We start from the raw sequence: 17352 nt of genomic DNA on the forward strand, positions 1-17352 counted from the left end.
CCCTCCTGATTCCAAATGCCTGGGCGGGACGGGGCGGCTTTTCCCCCCCGGGCGTTGCCCCCGCCGCCCCGCCCAGATGGCTAGAACTGGTTCCAGAGGAGCTGGTTGGTCACCTCGTGGTGGAACTGGATCTCGCAGGCCTTCACGATGGCGCCCAGGGCCTTGGGGCAGCGTTCGGCCTGGAGGAGCTTGACCTCGGCGAACTTGGCGTGGATGTCCTCGCCCAGCGCCTCGGCCAGGAACCGGGAGGCCTTGAAGAGGCGGATGGCGTCGAAGATGTTGTCGGGCAGGAAGCGGGTGCGGGGGCGCTTGGTGGTGTCCTCGGGCTCGCCGGCGGGACCTTCCAGGCCGGTCTTCAGGAGCGCGTAGTAGAGCATGTAGGGGTTCGCGTCGGGGCCCACCGAGCGCACCTCGATGCGCGCGGACTGCTCGTTGCCCAGGGGGATGCGGATCATGGAGCCGCGGTCCGTGGGGGAGACCTTGATCTGGTTGGGGGCCTCGAAGTGCGGGTCCAGGCGGCGGTAGGCGTTGACGCTGGGGTTCAGGATCAGGCAGAGGTCGGCGGCGTTGGCGAGGATGCGGTTGAGGAAGTCCCAGGCCTTGGCGGAGAGGCCGTCCCGGCCCGCGGCGTCGAAGTAGAGGTTCTTGCCGTCCTTGTTGGCCGAGATGTTGGTGTGCATGCCGTTGCCGTTCACGCCGGCCACGGGCTTGGGCAGGAAGGAGGCGGTGAGGCCCATCTGGGCGGCCACCTGGCGCGCCAGGAGCTTGTAGAGCTGCACCTGGTCGGCGGCGACGTTCAGCTCTGCGTACTTGTAGTTCATCTCGAACTGGGAGGGCGCCACCTCGGGGTGGTCCTTCTCGTTGGAGAAGCCCATGGCCCGCTGGGCCTCGGCCGAGGTGTCGATGAAGGCGCGCAGGCTGTCCCCGGGCAGGGAGTGGTAGTAGCCGCCGGTGGAGATGAACTCGAAGGCGTTGGTCTCGTGGTAGTGGCGCTCGGCGTCGCGGCCCTTGAAGAGGAAGCCCTCGATCTCGTTGGCGGCGTTCATGACGATGCCTTCCTTGGCGTAGAGCGCCTCGGTGACGTCGCGCAGCCGGGCCCGGAAGTCGGAGGCGTAGGGCGTGCCGTCCTTCTCCATGACGAAGCCGAACACCAGGACCTTGCCGGCCCCGAAGATGTCCGAGGGCAGCCAGTAGAACGCGGGCCAGTCGATGGCCAGGCGCAGGTCGGACTCGGCCTGGGCCGAGAAGCCGCGGATGGAGGAGCCGTCGAAGGTGAGGTTGTCGTACGACTTGAGGAGGTACTTCTTGTCGTAGTCCAGCATGTGGAGCCGGCCTTCGATGTCGGTGAAGGCCACGGTCACGGCCTTGATGCGCTTCTCGCCGGCCAGGTACGCCATGCGCTCCTCGCGGATCTGGTCCAGGGGCACCCGGTCCAGGCGCTGCTGCTTGGCATGGAGGTTCATCTCCTCGAGGGTGTCGTAGGGAATCTCCAGGAAGGTCCTGAGGCTGTCGTTGGCCATGGCGCTTTCTCCGGTGCGAAGCCTAAAATTTGGCTTCTGTAGAATAAAATTATGGGTATTAAGAATAAAAATCAAGAAAATTATTTGACAATCTTTGACAAGAGGTCCTGGCGGGGAGGGCTTCCTGTTTCGCCCAATTTCCGCCATTCTGGAGCCATGCAGCACCCCATGGATCCCTACTTCGCACCTCCGGAAGGCCGCATCTTCAGTTGTTTTCCCGGGGCAGAGGCCCGCGAGGGGCAGAAGGAGATGGCGGAGCTCGTGGCCGACGCCATCAAGGAGGGGGCGGCGAAGTTCGACGCCTGGCGCAACGGGGGCGGCAACAAGGAAACGCGTCCCGACGCCCTGGTGCAGGCCATCGAGGCCGGCACGGGCACCGGCAAGTCCCTGGGCTACCTGGTTCCGGCCCTGGCCTCCGGGCGGCGCCCGGTGGTGGTGGCCACCCGCACCAAGCAGCTCCAGCGCCAGCTCCTGGACGAGGACCTGCCCCGGGCCCGGGGCATCCTGGGCCGGGAGGTGAAGGCGGTTCTGGCCAAGGGGCGCAGCAACTACCTGTGCAAGAGCGCCTGGGAGGCCCTGGAGGCCAATCCCCAGGCGGAGTTCACCTTGGCCGACCACGGCCTCTGGCTGGCCATGGCCCGCTGGGCCAAGGAGACCGTCCAGGGCGACCGGGAGGAGCTGGGCCGGTACGGGGAGGGGGAGTCCGAGCTCTGGGACCGCGTCAACGCCCGGGCCGAGCGGTGCACGGGGCGGCAGTGCCCCCACTACGAGGACTGCCACCTCACGGCCCTGCGCCAGGAGATCCTGGAGGCCGACCTGGTGGTGGCCAACCACGCCCTGCTGCTGGCGGACCGGGTCCTGCGGGAGTCGGCCTTCGGGCAGGTGCTGCCCGACGCGCCGGTGCTCATCCTGGACGAGGCCCACGAGATCGAGGAGCAGCTCACCGACAGCTGCTCGGAGCAGTGGAGCAACCGCGCCATGACGATGCTCTTCCGGGACATCGCCGCCGAGGCCGCCAAGGAGCCCGAGGGCGCGATGATGGACGCCCACCTGGGCCCCTGGGAGGACGCGTGGTCGGCCCTCCTGGCCGCGGTGCCCCTGGACAGCGGCACCTTCGGCTTCGAGGACGACCGGCTCAACCTGAAGCCCCTGGCGGACGCCGTGGGGGCCTGGGTGGAGGCCGGACAGGCGGCCTGGAAGGAGGCCAAGCGCCTCGCCGCCCGCCGGGTGGACGGCAACGCCGAGGACATCGGCTGGCGGAAGGTGGCCGAACGCATCGGCGTGGCCTTCGACCGCATGGAGCAGATCTTCGCCCAGCCCGCCGGCTGGGTCTCCACCATCTCCAGGGAGGGCCCCCAGATGGTGCTCTTCAAGGCCAACCCCGTGGACGTGCGGCCCTTCTTCCACCAGCACCTGCGCCGGGGCTTCGAGACGGTGATCCTGACCTCGGCCACCCTGCGGGACGGCAAGGGCTTCAAGGGCCTGAAGCTGCGCCTGGGATTCACGGAGGAGGAGGCCGACCAGAGCCGCCACGTGGAGAGCCCCTTCGACTTCCCCAACCAGGGTCTCCTCTTCATCCCCCCGGACCTCCCCGCCCGGCGCCCCGGCCGGGACGCCGTGGGCGACCCCGCCTGGGTGGAAGCCAGCCTGGACGCCATGGGCCGCCTCATGACCGCCAGCCGCGGCCGGGCCCTGGTGCTCTTCACCAGCCGCAAGATGCTGGCCGCCTTCCGCCCCCGCCTGGAGGCCGCCCTGCCGGGCATCACCTTCTTCGTGCAGGGCGAGGGCATGACCCGTTCCGCCATGATGGAGCGCTTCAAGAAGACCCCCCACGCCGCCCTGCTGGGCCTGGCGAGCTTCTGGCAGGGGGTGGACATGCCCGGGGAGGCCCTCAGCCTGGTGATCGTCACCGCGCTGCCCTTCACCCCCCCCGACGACCCCGTCCTCCAGGCCCGGGTGCGGGAGGCGGACAACCTCAAGCAGGGCCTGGGCTTCATCGGCATCCAGGTGCCCCAGATGACCCTCAAGCTCAAGCAGGGCATCGGCCGCCTCATCCGCACCCGCACGGACAAGGGGGCCGTGTGCATCCTGGACCCCCGCATGATGCTCCCCCACGAGGACCCCAGCGGCAAGCGCTACGCCGCCCAGGTGCGGGCGGCGCTGCCGCCCTTTCCCCTCAGCCGGAGCTGGGAGCAGGTCGAGGCGTTCCTGAGGGCCCTCTAGCTAGAGCAGGTCCAGCAGGCCGGCCACTTCCATGCGCAGCTCCGGGATGCCGGTGCCCTTCTCGGCGCTCACCCAGGCGATGTCGCCGGTCTCCAGGTGCAGGTCCGCGGCCACGTCCCGGCGCTGGGCCAGGCTGCGCGACGGCTTCACCTGGTCGCACTTGGTGGCCACGATGCGGTAGGGCAGGTCCACGGAATGCAGCCACTCCACCATCTGGTGGTCCAGCTTCGTGGGGCCCACCTCGGCGTCCACCAGGACGTAGACCATGCGCAGGCTCTTGCGGCCCGTGAGGTAGGACTCGATCATCTCCTGCCATGTGGCGCGCTCCTTGGCGGGGCCGGTGGCGAAGCCGTAGCCGGGGAGATCCACGATCCACCGGTCGGGGCCGGTGAGGAAGACGTTGATCAGGCGGGTGCGGCCGGGGGTCTTGGACGTCTTGGCCAGGCCCTTCTGCATGCAGAGGGCGTTGAGCAGGGAGCTCTTGCCCACGTTGGACCGGCCCACGAAGGCCACTTCCGCGTGGCAGACCCCCAGGGTCCGCACGGTGGCGGCGGAAGTCACGAAGCGCGCATCTCGGAGGGGCTGGGCCATGGTTTCTCTCTCGTTTCCATGTCCAGCTTGGCAGATCCGGCGGTTTTTCTCGAACCGATCAGGCCGCGCCGCCCGCGTTGGCGCCCGCGGTGGACCGCAGCAGCTCGGGGAAGGTGTTCACGAAGCTGTGCCCGTAGCCGGGATTCTCGATGCGGAGCTTGCCGGCGTGCTCGTTGCCGATGATGGTGCGGATGCGCACGTGCTGGCCCAGTTCGGCGTCCTCCAGCAGGAAGCCGGAAACCCTCACCACCTGCGGGGTCCGCGCGCCGTCCCTGGGGAGGGCGGGCAGGCGCTCCCCGGGGCGGGAGAGGACCCGCTCGACTTCAACCCAGGTTCCTTTGGCTACGATGCACACAAGATCACCTCTACGAAGGTTTGTCCTGATTCAAATGCATTCAACCGTTCAGACCGTCCGGCATCTGCCGGCTGCGGGAAAGCTGGTTTCACCGAAAATCATGGCACAAATTGATAACCAAAACCCCCAAAGTTTTGCGGATCCAAAGGGATTCCAGTCGATGGCCTCCGTATGTGCAAACACGGTTTTACCAAGTGTCCAGATCGCCTCCGGACGCACCGGTCCCCGGGCCCGGGCCCCCCTGAAAATTCCCAACGGAAATTGACGCTATGTCAAACCAGTGGTCCGTCCACCGGCCGGGGCGCCTCAGGCGGCGGGCCGAGCACCACCGTGCTGGCCGGGGCGGGGTAGTCGAAGGCCACCCGGCCGTGGTCCAGGCCGATGAGGCGCTTGCGCATGCGCTGGATGAGGTTCCGGTCGTGGGTGGCCACCAGCACCGTGGTGCCCTGGCCGTTGATGCGCTCGAAGAGGGTCATGATCTCCTGGGCCAGGTCGGGGTCCAGGTTCCCGGTGGGTTCGTCGGCCACCAGCACCAGGGGGTCGTTCACCAGGGCCCGGGCGATGGCCACGCGCTGCTGTTCGCCGCCGGAGAGCTGCATGGGGTAGCTGGCCAGCTTGTGCTGGAGCCCCACCATCTTCAGGGCGCGGAAGGTGCGCTGCTTCTGCTCGGCGTGGCTCACGCCCAGGATCTTGAGCACGAAGGAGACGTTCTCGAACACCGTCATGGTCCGGATGAGCTTGAAGTCCTGGAAGACCACGCCCATCTTCCGCCGCAGGATCGCGATCTCCTTGTGGGGCATGGAGGCCAGGCGGTGCCCGGCCACGCGGATCTCCCCGGTGGAGGGCACCTGCTCCCGGAACAGCAGCTTGAGCAGGGTGGACTTCCCCGCGCCGCTGGGCCCGGTGAGGAAGATGAACTCCCCGGCGTCGATGTGGAAGCTCACGTCCGCCAGGGCCGTATGGATGCGTCCGTACTGCTTGCCCACGTGGGTGAGGGTGATCATGCCCCTAGCATCCCACAACCTCGGTGTACCAGCCACGGGCCCGTTCGGGGCTGATGTCCCCGTGGAGGAGGGCCCGGCCGTCCCGGAAGAGGATGATGTTCAGGTCCCCCTCCTTGCCCGAGAGGGACAGGGGGTTGATCTTCCAGGCATTGCCCGTGCGCTTCTCGATGCGGGCCCGGAGGGCCTCCAGGTCCAGGGCGCCCGGGGGGTTCACCCGGATCTGCACGCCGTCCAGGCCGCAGAGGCGGGAGGCCTTCACGGTCCAGCGGGCGTTGAGGAACTCGGTGACCTTGTCCGTGCAGTAGCGGCAGCGGGTGGCCGGCAGGCTCAGGAACTGGCGCTCGTTCTGCCAGAAGTCGAACCGGGCCAGCTCTTTGTGGGGCTCGGTCCCGGTGAGGAGCTTGATGGCCTCCAGGGCCGCCCAGCTGCCCACGATCCCCACCGTGGGACCCAGGACGCCGGCCGTGTCGCAGGTGTCGATGTCCCCGCTGGGGGGCGGCTCCTCCATGAGGCAGCGCAGGCACGGGGTCCGGGGCGGGTCGATGGGCCAGACCAGGCCCTCCCCGCCGATGGCCCCGCAGTAGATCCAGGGGGTGCCCGTGAGGATGGCGTAGTCGTTGATGAGGTACCGGGCCTCGAAGTTGTCCGTGCCGTCCATGATGAGGTCGTAGCCGGCCAGGAGCTCCCGGGCGTTGCCGCTGGTGAGGTCCGTGACGGCCGCCTCCACCTGGATCTCCGAATTGGCCTCCCGGAGCCTCTGGGCCGCCACCTCGGCCTTGGGCCGGAACAGGTCGCCTTCCTGGAAGAGGATCTGGCGCTGGAGGTTGGAGGTCTCGACGATGTCCCGGTCGATGAGGGTCAGGAGCCCCACGCCGGCCCGGGCCAGCCAGCCCGCGATGACCGAGCCGGTGGCGCCCACGCCCACCACCGCGACGCGGCGGGTCCGCAGCCGGGCATCGGCGGGGCCCCCCAGGAAGATCCGCTGCTTGGCGTACCGCTCTGACATTCCACCATCATAAACAACAAGGGACGGATGCGTATCCGTCCCTTGGGGCGATGAGCCTGTTTCGGTTAGTTGCCGGCGCCGTTCTGGGCTTCAGCCATGGCCTTTTCATAGTCGCTCTGGAGGCGCTGGCCGTCCGAGATGGCGAACTTGTAGATGTACTCGAAGCGGTCGGCGCCCTTGGTGAGGCCGATGATCACTTCGTAGACGCCCTCGCCGCCCACTTCGAAGGGGGAGGCGATGACGTTGAAGGTGCCTTCCTTGGCGCCGTCGGGGATCTGGACGTCGCTGTCGCGGATGATGTCCTTGCGCTCGCCGCCGGGGGCGACGATGGAGAAGCTGAACTTGAAGATCCCGTCCATGCGGGAGAAGCGGGTGTAGAAACACACCTTGGGGAGGACGAAGGGGATCTGGGGCACCACGATGTGGTGGTCGTAGAGACCCATCAGGGAGGTCTTGCCGCCCATTTCCTGCCGGATGTCGTCGCAAAGAAGGGTGAATTCGTGCTTGGGCGCCTTGATCTGAACTTCTTGCATGGGATCTCCTGGTTGAACTGCAAGTCTACCTCCAGTGTGCTTCCACTCCAAGCAAAGTGCGCCGGAAGCCTCCTCCGGTTATCTTAGGGAGACCAAGAATCCTGGGGGGAATGGTGCTTCGTGCCGTCGGAATCCTGCTGTGCGCCGCCTTCCTGCATGCCCAGGAGGTGCGGCTGCAGATACTCGGCACCACCGACGTCCGTGGGCACGTTTTGCCCCAGGACACCTTCACCCTCCAGCCGGCCCCCGGCGGGTGGGCCCGGCTGGGGAGCCTGGTCCGCACCCTGAGGGCCGCCAACCCCAACACGATCCTGGTGGACTGCGGCGACGGCACCCAGGGGGAGCCCATCAACTACGTGTGGAGCCACCTGAAGCCGGGCTCCCCGGAGCCCACCATGGCCGTCATGAACGCCCTGGGCTACAACGCCATGGTGGTGGGGCACCAGGAGTTCGACAACGGGTTCAAGCTCCTCCGGACCATGGAGGAGCAGGCCCAGTTCCCGTGGCTGGCCGCGAACGTCTTCTTCGCCGGCACGGACAAGCGCGCCTTCACGCCCTACCTCAAGGTGGAGGTGGGCGGCGTGCAGGTGGCCATCCTGGGCCTGGTGACCCAGGCCCTTCCCAGGCTGGTCGGACGCGAGACGACGGAGGGCCTGAGCTTCCAGGACCCGGTCCAGGCGGCCCGGGACCTCATCCCCCGGCTGCGCGAGCACGAGAAGGTGGACCTGGTGGTGGTGGCCCTCCACGGCGGCGTGGGCGACGCGCCCTGCGGCACGGACCTGGAGAACCAGGCCACGTGCCTGGCCGACCAGGTCAAGGGCATCGACCTGATCCTCGCCGGCCACACCGGCCAGCAGGTCGCCGTCCGGCGCAACGGGGTCCCCATCCTCCAGGCCGGCACCGGAGGGCAGGCCCTGGGCGTGGCGGAGGTGGTCCTGCGGCGCGCCCGGTCCCGCTGGGAGGTGGCCGCCTGCGAGGCCCGCCTCGCCGCGCCCGCCGCCGACCTGGAGCCGGATCCCGCCGTCCTGCAGGCCACCGCGGACCTGCGGGCCTTCACCGACACCTACCTGAACACCCTGGCCACCAACCTGGCCACGGACCTGGACGGCCGCTGGTGCCGCATGGAGGACACCCCCCTGGCCCACCTCCTGCACACCGTGGTGCGCCAGGCCACCGGCGCCCAGATCACCGCCGTGCCCGCGCCGCCCTCGAAGGTCTTCATCCCCAAGGGCCCCACCTCCGTGCGCCAGTTCTACGCCCTGGCCCCCACCGAGGAGCCCGTGGTCCGGATCCGCGTGGACGGGCGCCAGCTCAAGGCCTACCTGGAACAGGCGGCGCGGACCTTCAACTTCAGCCACCAGCCCGACCTCTTCCGGCGCGGCGCCTCCCCGGACGCCTTCGACACCCTGGACGGCTGCGCCTACGCCCTGGACCTCTCCCGGGCCCCGGGGTCCCGGGTGGTCAAGCTCACCTACCAGGGCCAGCCGGTGAAGGACGACCAGGTCTTCACCCTGGGCCTGCCCGCGCGGCGCCTGGCGGGGGAGGGCGGCTACCTGGAGGCCATGGGCTGGAAGGGCGCGCCCGACCTCGTCACGCCCTCCTCCCTGCGCAACCTCCTCCTGGCCCACGTGCTCTCCCGGCCCTCCCTGGCCCCGGGCACCTCGGACAACTGGCGGATCATCCCCGCCCTGGACCGGGAGCGGGTGCTCGCCCAGCAACCCTGACGGGATTCGCGGCATCCAATCCCCATTGGGGGGAAACGTGGAACTGACCAGGATCGGCCTCGGCACCTATCTGGGCGCGCCCGACGCGGCCACGGACGCGGGCTACGAAGCCTCGGCGCGCGCCTTCGCCGAAGGCGGAGGCAACGTCTTCGACACCGCCGCCAACTACCGGGGGGGCCGCTCGGAGCGGGCCCTGGGCAGGGCCTTCGCGGGCCGGCCCCGGGAGGGCTTCTTCGTGAGCACCAAGGCCGGGTACCTCCCCATGGGGGACGGCGGGGAGTCGCCCCGGGACTGGTTCCAGCGGGTGCTGGCGGGCCCGGGGATCCTCGCAGCCGCCGACGTGGTCGACGGCTGCCACGCCATGACGCCCCGGTACCTCGCGCACCAGCTGGGGGTCTCCCTGGAGGCCCTGGGCGTGGCCCGGGTGGACCTGTTCCACCTGCACAACCCCGAGCAGCAGCTTCCCGCCATCGGCCGCCCCGCCTTCCGGGAGGCCATCCGGAAGGCCTTCGGAGCCTGCGAGGACCTGGCGGCCCGCGGGCTCCTGGCGGAATACGGCTGCGCCACCTGGAACGGCTTCCGCGCCGCCCCCGGGGCCCCGGACCACCTGAGCCTGGAGGAGCTCCTGGAGGACGCCGAGGCCGTGGGCGGCCCCGCCCACCGGTTCCGCTGGATCCAGCTGCCCCTCAACCTGGCCATGCCCGAGGCCTTCACCGCCGCCACCCAGCCCTTCGGGGGCCGGCTCCTGACCCCCCTGGAGGCCGCCCGGGCCGCGGGCCTCAAGGTGCAGGTGTCGGGCAGCCTCATGCAGGCCCGGATCCTGTCCCGGCTGCCCGCGGCCCTCTTCCCCGGCTGCGCCACCCCGTCCCAGGGGGCCCTGCAGTTCGCCAGCTCCTGCCCCGGCGTGACCTCGGCGCTCTGCGGCATGAGCCGGCCCGCCCACGTGGCCGAGAACCTCCCCGTCCTGGCCCTGCCCAGGGCGAGGGAAGAGGAACTGCGCGCCCTCGTGGGATGATGTCCCCATGTTCGTGCTCGCCATCTCCCCCGGTGAAGGCTTCGACCCGCCCCGCTGGGAACGGGTGCTGGCCTCGGGGGTGGACGCCTTCATGATCCGGGAGCCCGGACTGGAGGCCGCGCCGCTCCTGCGCGCCGCGCGCTGGGTGCGGGACCGCGCCCCCGGCGTCGAGCTGTGGGTCAACGGGCGCCTGGACGTGGCCCTGGCCGCGGGCTGCGGCCTCCACGCCGGCGAGGCCCATCCGGAGGTGCCGGAGGGCCTCCTGCCCCTGTCGCGGCCCATCCACGAACCCGCCCAGATCCCCGGCAGGGCCGGGGCGGCCCAGCTGATCCTCTCGCCCATCTTCGCGGTGCCGGGGAAGGGGCCCGCGTGGGGCGCCGGTCAGCTCAAGGACGTGCTGGACGGGATGCCCGCAGGCGCGTTCCGGGCCCTGGCCCTGGGGGGGATCACACCCGGGAACGCGGCGGCCCTCCGGCATCCCAGGCTGGCGGGAGTGGCCCTGATCCGGGGACTGTGGATGGCCAGGGACCCGAAAGGGGCCATCCAGGACCTGCGGAATGCATGGACTTGAATCCCCTTCATTTCTCAGCGCCGCTGTGTTTGATCCCTTTCCTGGGTGCTTCCGCGCATGGAAATCAAGCGCCGGCAAGGCATGGAAAAAATCAAACGCAGAGGCGCAGAGGATCGCTGAGAACAGATTTCCAATGCCTTTTTAAAGTCCGGCGAACCGGTCCGTCGCAGCCACCAGCGCCCTGCAGTTGGGGGCGTCGAAGGCGCTGTGGCCGCAGTCGGGGGTGATCACCAGGTCGGCCTCGGGCCAGGCGCGGTGCAGGGCCCAGGCGCTCTCCATGGGGCACACCACGTCGTAGCGGCCCTGGACGATGACGCCGGGGATGTGGCGGATCTTCGAGGCGTCGCGCAGGAGCTGGTCCTCGGGGTCGAACCAGCCCTTGTTCACGAAGTAGTGGCACTCGATGCGCGCGAAGGCCAGGGCGAACTCGTCCTCCTCGTAGTGGCCGGTGAAGTCGGCGTCGGGGACGAGCTTGCTGGTGCCGCCCTCCCAGCCGCTCCAGGTCTTGGCGGCCGCAAGGCGCACGGCGGCGTCGGGGCTCGTGAGGCGCTTGTGGTAGGCGCTGAGCAGGTCGCCGCGCTCGGCCTCGGGGATGTGGGCCAGGTAGGGCTCCCAGGCGTCGGGGTAGAGGATGGAGGCGCCGCGCTGGTAGAACCAGTCGATCTCCTGCTTGCGCAGCAGGAAGATGCCCCTGAGCACCAGCTCGGTGCAGGCCTCGGGGTGCTTCTCGGCGTAGGCCAGGGCCAGGGTGGAGCCCCAGGAGCCGCCGAACACCTGCCACTTCGCGATGCCCAGGTGGACGCGCAGCTTCTCGGTGTCGGCCACCAGGTCCCAGGTGGTGTTGTCCTCGAGGCTCGCGTAGGGCGTGCTCTTGCCGCAGCCGCGCTGGTCGAAGAGGATGATGCGGTACTTCTCCGGGTGGAAGAAGCGCCGCTGCTTGGGGTCGCTGCCGCCGCCGGGGCCGCCGTGGAGGAACACCACGGGCTTGCCCTTGGGGTTGCCGCTCTCCTCGTAGTACAGGTCGTGGGTGGCGGAGACCTTGAGCCGGCCGGTGGCGTACGGCTCGATGGGCGGATACAGCCAGGTGAGGGGGTCCTTGACGGGATGGGGGTTCATGGATTCTCCAGGGGTCGGGAACCCGGGGGCCGGGTTGAACAACTATAGGCAATTTCCGGCTGCGCGGGATGCCGGGTTATAGTGGATTTTCCGTCGATCAGCGAGAGGTGCAGCTTGGAAGCCTTGTTCATCTTCGCGGCATTCGTATGGCTCCTCCTGGAGACCCTCCAGAGGAGGTCCCGCGTCTCCCGGCTGGAATCCGACCTGGACTTCCTGAGGTCCGAGCTGGAAGCGCTTCGCGGCGCCCGGCCTCCGGCCAAACCCGTGGAACGTCCCGCCCGCATGGGGGACACCGCCCCGGTGGTGGTGCCCCAGTGGATCAGGGAGCTGCCCGCGCCGCCCCGGCCCGAACCCCCGCCGGTCCCGGCCCCCGCCGGGCCCGAGCCCCCGCCGCTCCCGCCCGTGGCCCGTCCCCTGCCGCCTCCCCCACCGCCCCAGCCTCCCCCCCCGCCGCCTCCTCCCGCCGAGCCCCGCAAGCCCTTCGACTGGGAGTCCCTGGTGGGGGTCAAGCTCTTCTCCTATGTCGCCGGCGTCGCCCTGCTGGTGGCGGCGGTGGCCTTCCTGAAGTACGGCGTGGAGCACGGCTGGCTCGGGGCCCCGGTGCGCATGGCCATCGGCCTCCTGGTGGGCGTGGGGCTGCTGGCGGGGTGCGAGACGGGGCGCGCGCGGGCGTACGCCGTCACGGCCCAGGCCCTGACGGCCGCGGGCATCGCCACGCTCTTCTCCACCTTCTACGCGGCCTCGGCCCTGTGGCACCTGCTGCCCGCGGCGGCCTCCTTCGCGCTCATGGCCCTGGTGACGGCGGTGGCCGTGGGCCTCTCCATCCGCAGGGACTCGGTGTTCATCGCCCTCCTGGGCCTCCTGGGGGGCTTCGCAACCCCGCTCCTGCTGTCCACGGGGGAGGACCATCCCATCGGCCTGTTCGGCTACCTCGCGCTCCTGAACGTGGGGCTGGGGTGGGTGGCCTACCGCAAGCGCTGGCCCCTGCTCACGGCCCTCACGCTGGCCTTCACGGCGCTGTACCAGCTGGGCTGGGTGCTGAGGTTCCTGGACGAGTCCAAGCTGGGCATCGGCCTGGGGGTCTTCCTCCTGTTCCCGCTGCTGGGGCTGGGCGCCCTGTTCCTGTCCCGGGACCGGGAGGCCCCGGCGCTCTTCCGGCACACGGCGTCCCTCTCCGCGCTCCCGCCGGTTCTCTTCGCCGTGCACATGGCCATGAACCCGGTGTACGGGCAGCACTTCGGCCTCATGTTCGGGTTCCTGTTCCTGGTGGCCGCGGGCCTGGCGGCCGTGGCCCTCCTGCGGGGGCCGGAGTGGCTCCACGCTCTGGGCGCGGCGGCCGTGCTCCTCATCTTCGCCACCTGGCTGGCCTTCAGCTACACCTCGGACGCCTGGCCCGGCATCCTCGGGTTCACGGCGCTCTTCGCGGCGCTGTACCTGGCGGTCCCATGGATCCAGGCGCGGCTCAAGGTCAAGCGCCCCTTCCTGGGCGCGGGCCTCCTGGCCGTCCACGCCGCTCCGCTTCTCATGGGCGCCTTCACCGCCCTGGTCTTCCTGGAGCCCGCCACCGCGGCGCCCCTGGCGCTGTTCGGTGCGGTCCTGCTGGTGCTGGCCATGGCCGCGGCTTTCGCCATCCGGTTCGGGGAGGGGACGGTGTGGTTCCTGGCCGCCCTCTTCGCGCTGGCCGCGGAGACGGCGTGGTCCATGCGCCACCTGGACGCGGGGAGCCTCCTGCCGGCGCTGCTCGTCTACGGCGGCTTCAGCCTCGTCTTCCTGGGGGTGCCCCTCCTGGCGGCGCGGCGGGGCCGGCCCCTGGAGCCCGAGGGCAGCGGGGCCATCCTGGTCTTCCTCAGCGTCGGGCTCCTGTTCTTCCTGGCCGGGCCCGGCGTGGCCCCCCACAGCCTGGGCGTGCTCGCCGCGCTCCTGGGCGTGCTGAACCTGGGGCTGCTGTACGAAGCCGGCCAGGGGCGGCGCCCCGTGCTCTGCGTCCTGGGACTGGCCTTCAGCTTCCTGGCCCTGGTGGCCTGGTGGGCCAGCGCTCCGGTGAGCGGCCAACTGATGCCGGCCCTGGCGGTGGTCCTGGGCTTCAGCCTGCTGGTGCTGGGCGGGACCGTGTTCCTGCGGGAGCGCCTCGAAGCCTCCCCCCTGGGCGCCAAGGGCAGCCCCGAGACCCTCATGGGCCTCACGGGCCTCCTCTTCCTGCTGCCCGTGGCAGGCGACCACCGCCTGGCCGAGCCCCCCTGGCCCTTCCTGGCGGTGCTCGGCGTCCTCGGGCTGGCCATGGGCGTGGCGGCCCTGCGCCTGAGGCGGGGCGCCCTGCTCGCGGGCTGCGCCGTGATCACCCAGGGGGTGCTGGGGGTGTGGATCCTGAGCGGCGCCCGCACGGGTCCCGCCACGCTCCTGGCCCCCTGGACTGCCCTGGCCTTCGCGGCCCTGGGCTACGTCTGGTTCGAGCTGTCCCGCGGCCGCGGGGACGCCCTGTTCACGCTGGCCGCGGGGCTGGGCCTGGTCGCCGCGCAGCTGGTGATGGCGGCGTACAAGGACCACGCGGCCCATCCCTCCCTGGCGGTCCAGGTGATCGTGCACGCCGCCCTGGGACTGGGGCTCCTGGCCCTGGCCCGGCGCGGCAGGGCGCAGGCCTGGACCGTGGTCCTGGCAGGCTCCACCGGCCTGGTGCTCCTGGCCCTGGCCGACCCCCTGCGCCTTCCGTCCCACGCCGCGGCCCTGCTGGCGGTGGCCGCGCCCCTCTACGCCATGCAACTCGTCTACCCGCTCCTGCTGGGCGACGAGGGCGGAGAGACGCGTCTGCCCTGGATCGCCGCGGTGTTGGCCAGCGCCGTGTTCTTCCTGGCGGCGCGGCCCGCGCTGGGCGTGCTGGGGTACGCGAGCTTCATCGGCGCCCTGCCCGTGGCCCAGGCCCTCCTCCTGGCCCCCCACGTCCTGCGCATGCGCGGGCTCCAGGGGCCCCGGGCCCTGGCCAACCTGGCCCTGGTGGCGGGGGCGGCGCTGGCGTTCATCACCGTGGCCATCCCCCTCCAGCTGGACAACGAGTGGATCACCCTGGGCTGGGCGCTCCTGGCCGCGGCCCTGGCCTGGCTCTACACGCGGGTTCCCCACAAGGGGCTGCTCGCGTGGTGCGGGGGGCTCTTCGCCGCGGTCTTCGCGCGGCTGGTGCTCAACCCGGCCGTGTTCTCCTACCACCCCCGGGGCGGGATGGTGGTGCTCAACTGGTACCTCTATGCGTACCTCGTGCCCGCGGTGTGCTTCTTCGCTGCCGCGCGCCTGCTGAAGGACCGGGACGACCGCTTCCTGCCCGCCATGCCCGGGCTCTCCCGCATCCTGCCCGCCGGGGGCGCGGTGCTGCTGTTCCTGCTGCTCAACATCGAGATCGCCGACGCCTTCAGCACCGGGCCCGTGCTCACCTTCAACCTGGCCCACGGGAGCCTCGCCCAGGACCTGAGCTACACCATCGGCTGGGCCGTGTTCGCCATCCTCATGCTGGTGGCGGGGGTCACGTCCCGCAGCCGGGTGTCGCGGGTGGCGGCCATCCTGCTTCTGACGGCGACGGTCCTCAAGGCCTTCCTGCACGACCTCTCCAGCCTCAGCGGGCTCTACCGGGTGGCCTCCTTCGTGGGGCTCGCCATGTGCCTTGCCGGGGTGGCGGTCATCCTGCAGAAGTTCGTGCTGCGCCGCGGGGAGGCCTCCGAATGATGCGCCTCCTCCTCTCCGGGATCCTCTGCCTGACCCTGGCGGCCCAGACCCGCCAGATCCGGCCCGCCGGCGCCGGGCCCCAGCGCCTGGACGTGGACCTGGCCCTGCTGGGCGCCACGCGCAACGCCCTCGCCGACCTGCGCATCCGGGACGCCGCGGGTCGGGAGATCCCCTACGTCCTGGTGCCCCCGGACCCCCGGGCCGCGGTGTGGGTCCCCGCGCGCATGCTCCCGCTGCCCGCGACCAAGACCAGTAGCGGCGTGGAACTGGACCTGGGCGCGCCCCTGGCCACCTCCCGCCTGCGCCTGGAGGGCCTGCGCCCGCCCTTCCTGAAGCGGTTCCGCCTGGAGGGCAGCGGGGACCGGCAGCGGTGGACGGAGCTGGTGAAGGCCGGCAGCGTCTTCGACCTGCCCGGCGAAGGCCTGCGGCTGCTGGAGGTGGCGTTCCCGGAAGGGGACTACCGCTACCTGCGCATCGTGTGGGATGACCGCTCCAGTGCGCCGGCCCCGGCCCCCGGGGCGGCCTTCCTGCTCAAGTCCCGCTCCGCCCCGGTCCTGCCGGTGGCCGAGCTGCCCTTCCTGCGGCGCCCCTCCGAGCCCGGCGTGAGCCGCTTCACCCTGCGGCTCCCGGGGCCGCGCATCCCCCTGCGGGCCCTGGTGCTCACCGTGGCCGGGGACGGACCCATCCTGCGGGAGGCCCAGGTCACCGAGCCCCGCCTCTCCGCGTCCAGCCTGGCCCCCCGGACCCTGGGCGCAGCGCGCCTGCGGCGCGCCCAGGGCGGCGCGGCTTACGACCTGCGGATCCCCGTGGAGGCCCCGGAAGGCTCCGAGATCGACCTGCGCGTGCAGGACGGCGACAACCCCGGCCTGGAGCTCACCGGCGTGCGCGCCGAGCTGGAACCCCAGCCCTGGATCTACTTCGAGGCCCCGGACAACGGGACCCTCACCGCCCGGTGCGGCGACCCCCGCCTTCGGGCGCCCAGCTACGACCTGGAGGCGCGCAGGGACCTGCTCTCCCGCGCCCCCGCGGCCCGGGCCTCCTGGGGGCCGGAGGTGGCCGCGCCCCCCGCGCCCGCCGCGGCGCTGGACGGGGGCGTGGGCGCGAGCCTGGACGCCGCCGGCTTCCGCTTCCGGCGCCATGTGCCCGCCGGGGCCCCCGGGCTCTCCGCTCTCGCGCTGGACGCCCACGTGCTGGCCACCAGCCCCCGGCTCCAGGACCTGCGCCTCCTGGACAGCGGGGGACGGCAGATCCCCTACCTGCTGGAATCCCGCGACGAGCCCCTCTCCCTCCCGCTGGTCTGGCCCAGGGGCGCCGCGAAGGACCGCGTCACCACCTACCGCATCCAGCTGCCCCAGGCGGGGATCCCCGCCTCGCGGCTGGTGCTGGAGACCGGGGCCCGCGTCTTCCGGCGCCGGGTGCGGGTCCTGGACGGTGAACCTCCCCAGGTGCGCGCCGTGGCCGACTGGAGCCACGGGGATCCCGGGGCGCCGGCCCAGGCCCTGGTGATCCCGCTGCCCCAGGCGGGGCGCGACCTCGCCGTGGAGGTGGAGGAGGGCGACAACCAGCCCCTGGCCATCGACTCGGCCCGCCTCCTGCTGCCGTCCTGGCGGCTGCGCTTCTTCCGGCCCGCGGACGCGTTCCTGCTGTGCTACGGCCGCTCGCTGGAAGCACCGGACTACGACCTGGCCCTCCTGGCCGGGCGCCTGCGGGATTCCCCGGCCCAGGAGATCGCGCTGGCCGCAGGGACCGAACCCGCCCCGGCGGGGACGGGCACGGGCATGAAGGCGGTGTTCTGGGGCGCCCTGGTGCTCGCCGTCGCGGGGCTTCTCTTTATGCTGGCCCGGGTCCTGGGCAAGGATGCAAAGGATCCTCTCTAGGGCCGGATCACTGCCTGGCCGGTGCTTCCTGATGTGCGCTCTTCATGTGGCTCATTTCCGCCCTCACTCGTAACGCATCCGGGAAATACCTTGTAATAGCATCCAGGAC

The 17352-nt window shown here is 70.9% G+C and carries 13 protein-coding genes; 6 read left to right on the top strand and 7 right to left on the bottom strand.

Annotated elements, in window-relative coordinates; genetic code table 11:
• Nucleotides 1–80 precede the first annotated feature (80 nt).
• Complete coding sequence (locus RAH40_RS16715; protein WP_306598715.1) at nucleotides 81–1520, bottom strand: glutamine synthetase family protein; 1440 nt, start codon at nucleotides 1518–1520, stop codon at nucleotides 81–83.
• Between the two features lie 156 nt (nucleotides 1521–1676).
• On the opposite strand from RAH40_RS16715, the gene RAH40_RS16720 reads away from it, so the two are divergent.
• On the top strand, nucleotides 1677–3743 hold the full coding sequence (locus RAH40_RS16720; RefSeq protein ID WP_306598716.1) for an ATP-dependent DNA helicase: 2067 nt from the start codon (nucleotides 1677–1679) through the stop codon (nucleotides 3741–3743).
• Here the strand turns inward: RAH40_RS16720 and yihA are convergent, their stop codons facing one another.
• The 5 genes from yihA to RAH40_RS16745 form a co-directional block, all read right to left on the bottom strand.
• Nucleotides 3744–4334, bottom strand: a complete 591-nt coding sequence (gene yihA, locus RAH40_RS16725) for a ribosome biogenesis GTP-binding protein YihA/YsxC (protein ID WP_306598717.1) — start codon at nucleotides 4332–4334, stop codon at nucleotides 3744–3746.
• A 58-nt stretch (nucleotides 4335–4392) separates the two neighbouring features.
• Nucleotides 4393–4689, bottom strand: coding sequence for a 2-amino-4-oxopentanoate thiolase subunit OrtA (ortA, locus tag RAH40_RS16730; RefSeq protein ID WP_306598718.1), 297 nt, complete (start codon nucleotides 4687–4689; stop codon nucleotides 4393–4395).
• Nucleotides 4690–4961: 272 nt separating this feature from the next.
• On the bottom strand, nucleotides 4962–5693 hold the full coding sequence (gene ftsE, locus RAH40_RS16735) for a cell division ATP-binding protein FtsE (RefSeq protein WP_306598719.1): 732 nt from the start codon (nucleotides 5691–5693) through the stop codon (nucleotides 4962–4964).
• A 4-nt stretch (nucleotides 5694–5697) separates the two neighbouring features.
• The gene (locus RAH40_RS16740; RefSeq protein WP_306598720.1) at nucleotides 5698–6699 is read right to left on the bottom strand and encodes a ThiF family adenylyltransferase; all 1002 of its coding nucleotides are present in this window, start codon (nucleotides 6697–6699) and stop codon (nucleotides 5698–5700) included.
• A gap of 65 nt (nucleotides 6700–6764) precedes the next feature.
• Nucleotides 6765–7232, bottom strand: coding sequence for a hypothetical protein (locus RAH40_RS16745; protein ID WP_306598721.1), 468 nt, complete (start codon nucleotides 7230–7232; stop codon nucleotides 6765–6767).
• Between the two features lie 113 nt (nucleotides 7233–7345).
• Here RAH40_RS16745 and RAH40_RS16750 point away from each other — a divergent pair, with 113 nt between their 5' ends.
• Genes RAH40_RS16750 through RAH40_RS16760 form a run of 3 tightly spaced genes read left to right on the top strand, consistent with a single transcriptional unit; the run spans nucleotide 7346 to nucleotide 10542 of the window.
• Complete coding sequence (locus RAH40_RS16750; RefSeq protein ID WP_306598723.1) at nucleotides 7346–8956, top strand: bifunctional UDP-sugar hydrolase/5'-nucleotidase; 1611 nt, start codon at nucleotides 7346–7348, stop codon at nucleotides 8954–8956.
• 37 nt (nucleotides 8957–8993) lie between these two features.
• Nucleotides 8994–9971, top strand: coding sequence for an aldo/keto reductase (locus tag RAH40_RS16755; protein ID WP_306598724.1), 978 nt, complete (start codon nucleotides 8994–8996; stop codon nucleotides 9969–9971).
• Between the two features lie 7 nt (nucleotides 9972–9978).
• Nucleotides 9979–10542: a thiamine phosphate synthase gene (locus tag RAH40_RS16760; RefSeq protein ID WP_306598725.1), complete on the top strand. Its 564-nt coding sequence runs from the start codon at nucleotides 9979–9981 to the stop codon at nucleotides 10540–10542.
• Between the two features lie 141 nt (nucleotides 10543–10683).
• Here the strand turns inward: RAH40_RS16760 and pip are convergent, their stop codons facing one another.
• Nucleotides 10684–11658, bottom strand: a complete 975-nt coding sequence (gene pip, locus RAH40_RS16765; RefSeq protein ID WP_306598726.1) for a prolyl aminopeptidase — start codon at nucleotides 11656–11658, stop codon at nucleotides 10684–10686.
• A 114-nt stretch (nucleotides 11659–11772) separates the two neighbouring features.
• Between pip and RAH40_RS16770 the strand changes: the two genes are divergently transcribed.
• Both RAH40_RS16770 and RAH40_RS16775 read left to right on the top strand, forming a co-directional pair.
• On the top strand, nucleotides 11773–15366 hold the full coding sequence (locus RAH40_RS16770; RefSeq protein WP_306598727.1) for a DUF2339 domain-containing protein: 3594 nt from the start codon (nucleotides 11773–11775) through the stop codon (nucleotides 15364–15366).
• Complete coding sequence (locus tag RAH40_RS16775) at nucleotides 15363–17243, top strand: DUF3999 family protein (RefSeq protein ID WP_306598728.1); 1881 nt, start codon at nucleotides 15363–15365, stop codon at nucleotides 17241–17243. Before RAH40_RS16770 ends, RAH40_RS16775 begins: the two co-directional genes overlap by 4 nt.
• Nucleotides 17244–17352 lie beyond the last annotated feature (109 nt).

Origin of the sequence: Geothrix sp. 21YS21S-2 (assembly GCF_030846775.1) — a bacterium.
In the GTDB taxonomy this organism is placed as follows: domain Bacteria; phylum Acidobacteriota; class Holophagae; order Holophagales; family Holophagaceae; genus Mesoterricola.

What these genes read in the sequence shown, in the direction of transcription:
- RAH40_RS16740 (WP_306598720.1), bottom strand. Translation starts at nt 6,699, where the DNA reads ATGTCAGAGCGGTACGCCAAGCAGCGGATCTTCCTGGGGGGCCCCGCC.
- RAH40_RS16760 (WP_306598725.1), top strand. Translation starts at nt 9,979, where the DNA reads ATGTTCGTGCTCGCCATCTCCCCCGGTGAAGGCTTCGACCCGCCCCGC.
- RAH40_RS16745 (WP_306598721.1), bottom strand. Translation starts at nt 7,232, where the DNA reads ATGCAAGAAGTTCAGATCAAGGCGCCCAAGCACGAATTCACCCTTCTT.
- RAH40_RS16720 (WP_306598716.1), top strand. Translation starts at nt 1,677, where the DNA reads ATGCAGCACCCCATGGATCCCTACTTCGCACCTCCGGAAGGCCGCATC.
- ftsE (WP_306598719.1), bottom strand. Translation starts at nt 5,693, where the DNA reads ATGATCACCCTCACCCACGTGGGCAAGCAGTACGGACGCATCCATACG.
- pip (WP_306598726.1), bottom strand. Translation starts at nt 11,658, where the DNA reads ATGAACCCCCATCCCGTCAAGGACCCCCTCACCTGGCTGTATCCGCCC.
- RAH40_RS16715 (WP_306598715.1), bottom strand. Translation starts at nt 1,520, where the DNA reads ATGGCCAACGACAGCCTCAGGACCTTCCTGGAGATTCCCTACGACACC.
- RAH40_RS16775 (WP_306598728.1), top strand. Translation starts at nt 15,363, where the DNA reads ATGATGCGCCTCCTCCTCTCCGGGATCCTCTGCCTGACCCTGGCGGCC.
- yihA (WP_306598717.1), bottom strand. Translation starts at nt 4,334, where the DNA reads ATGGCCCAGCCCCTCCGAGATGCGCGCTTCGTGACTTCCGCCGCCACC.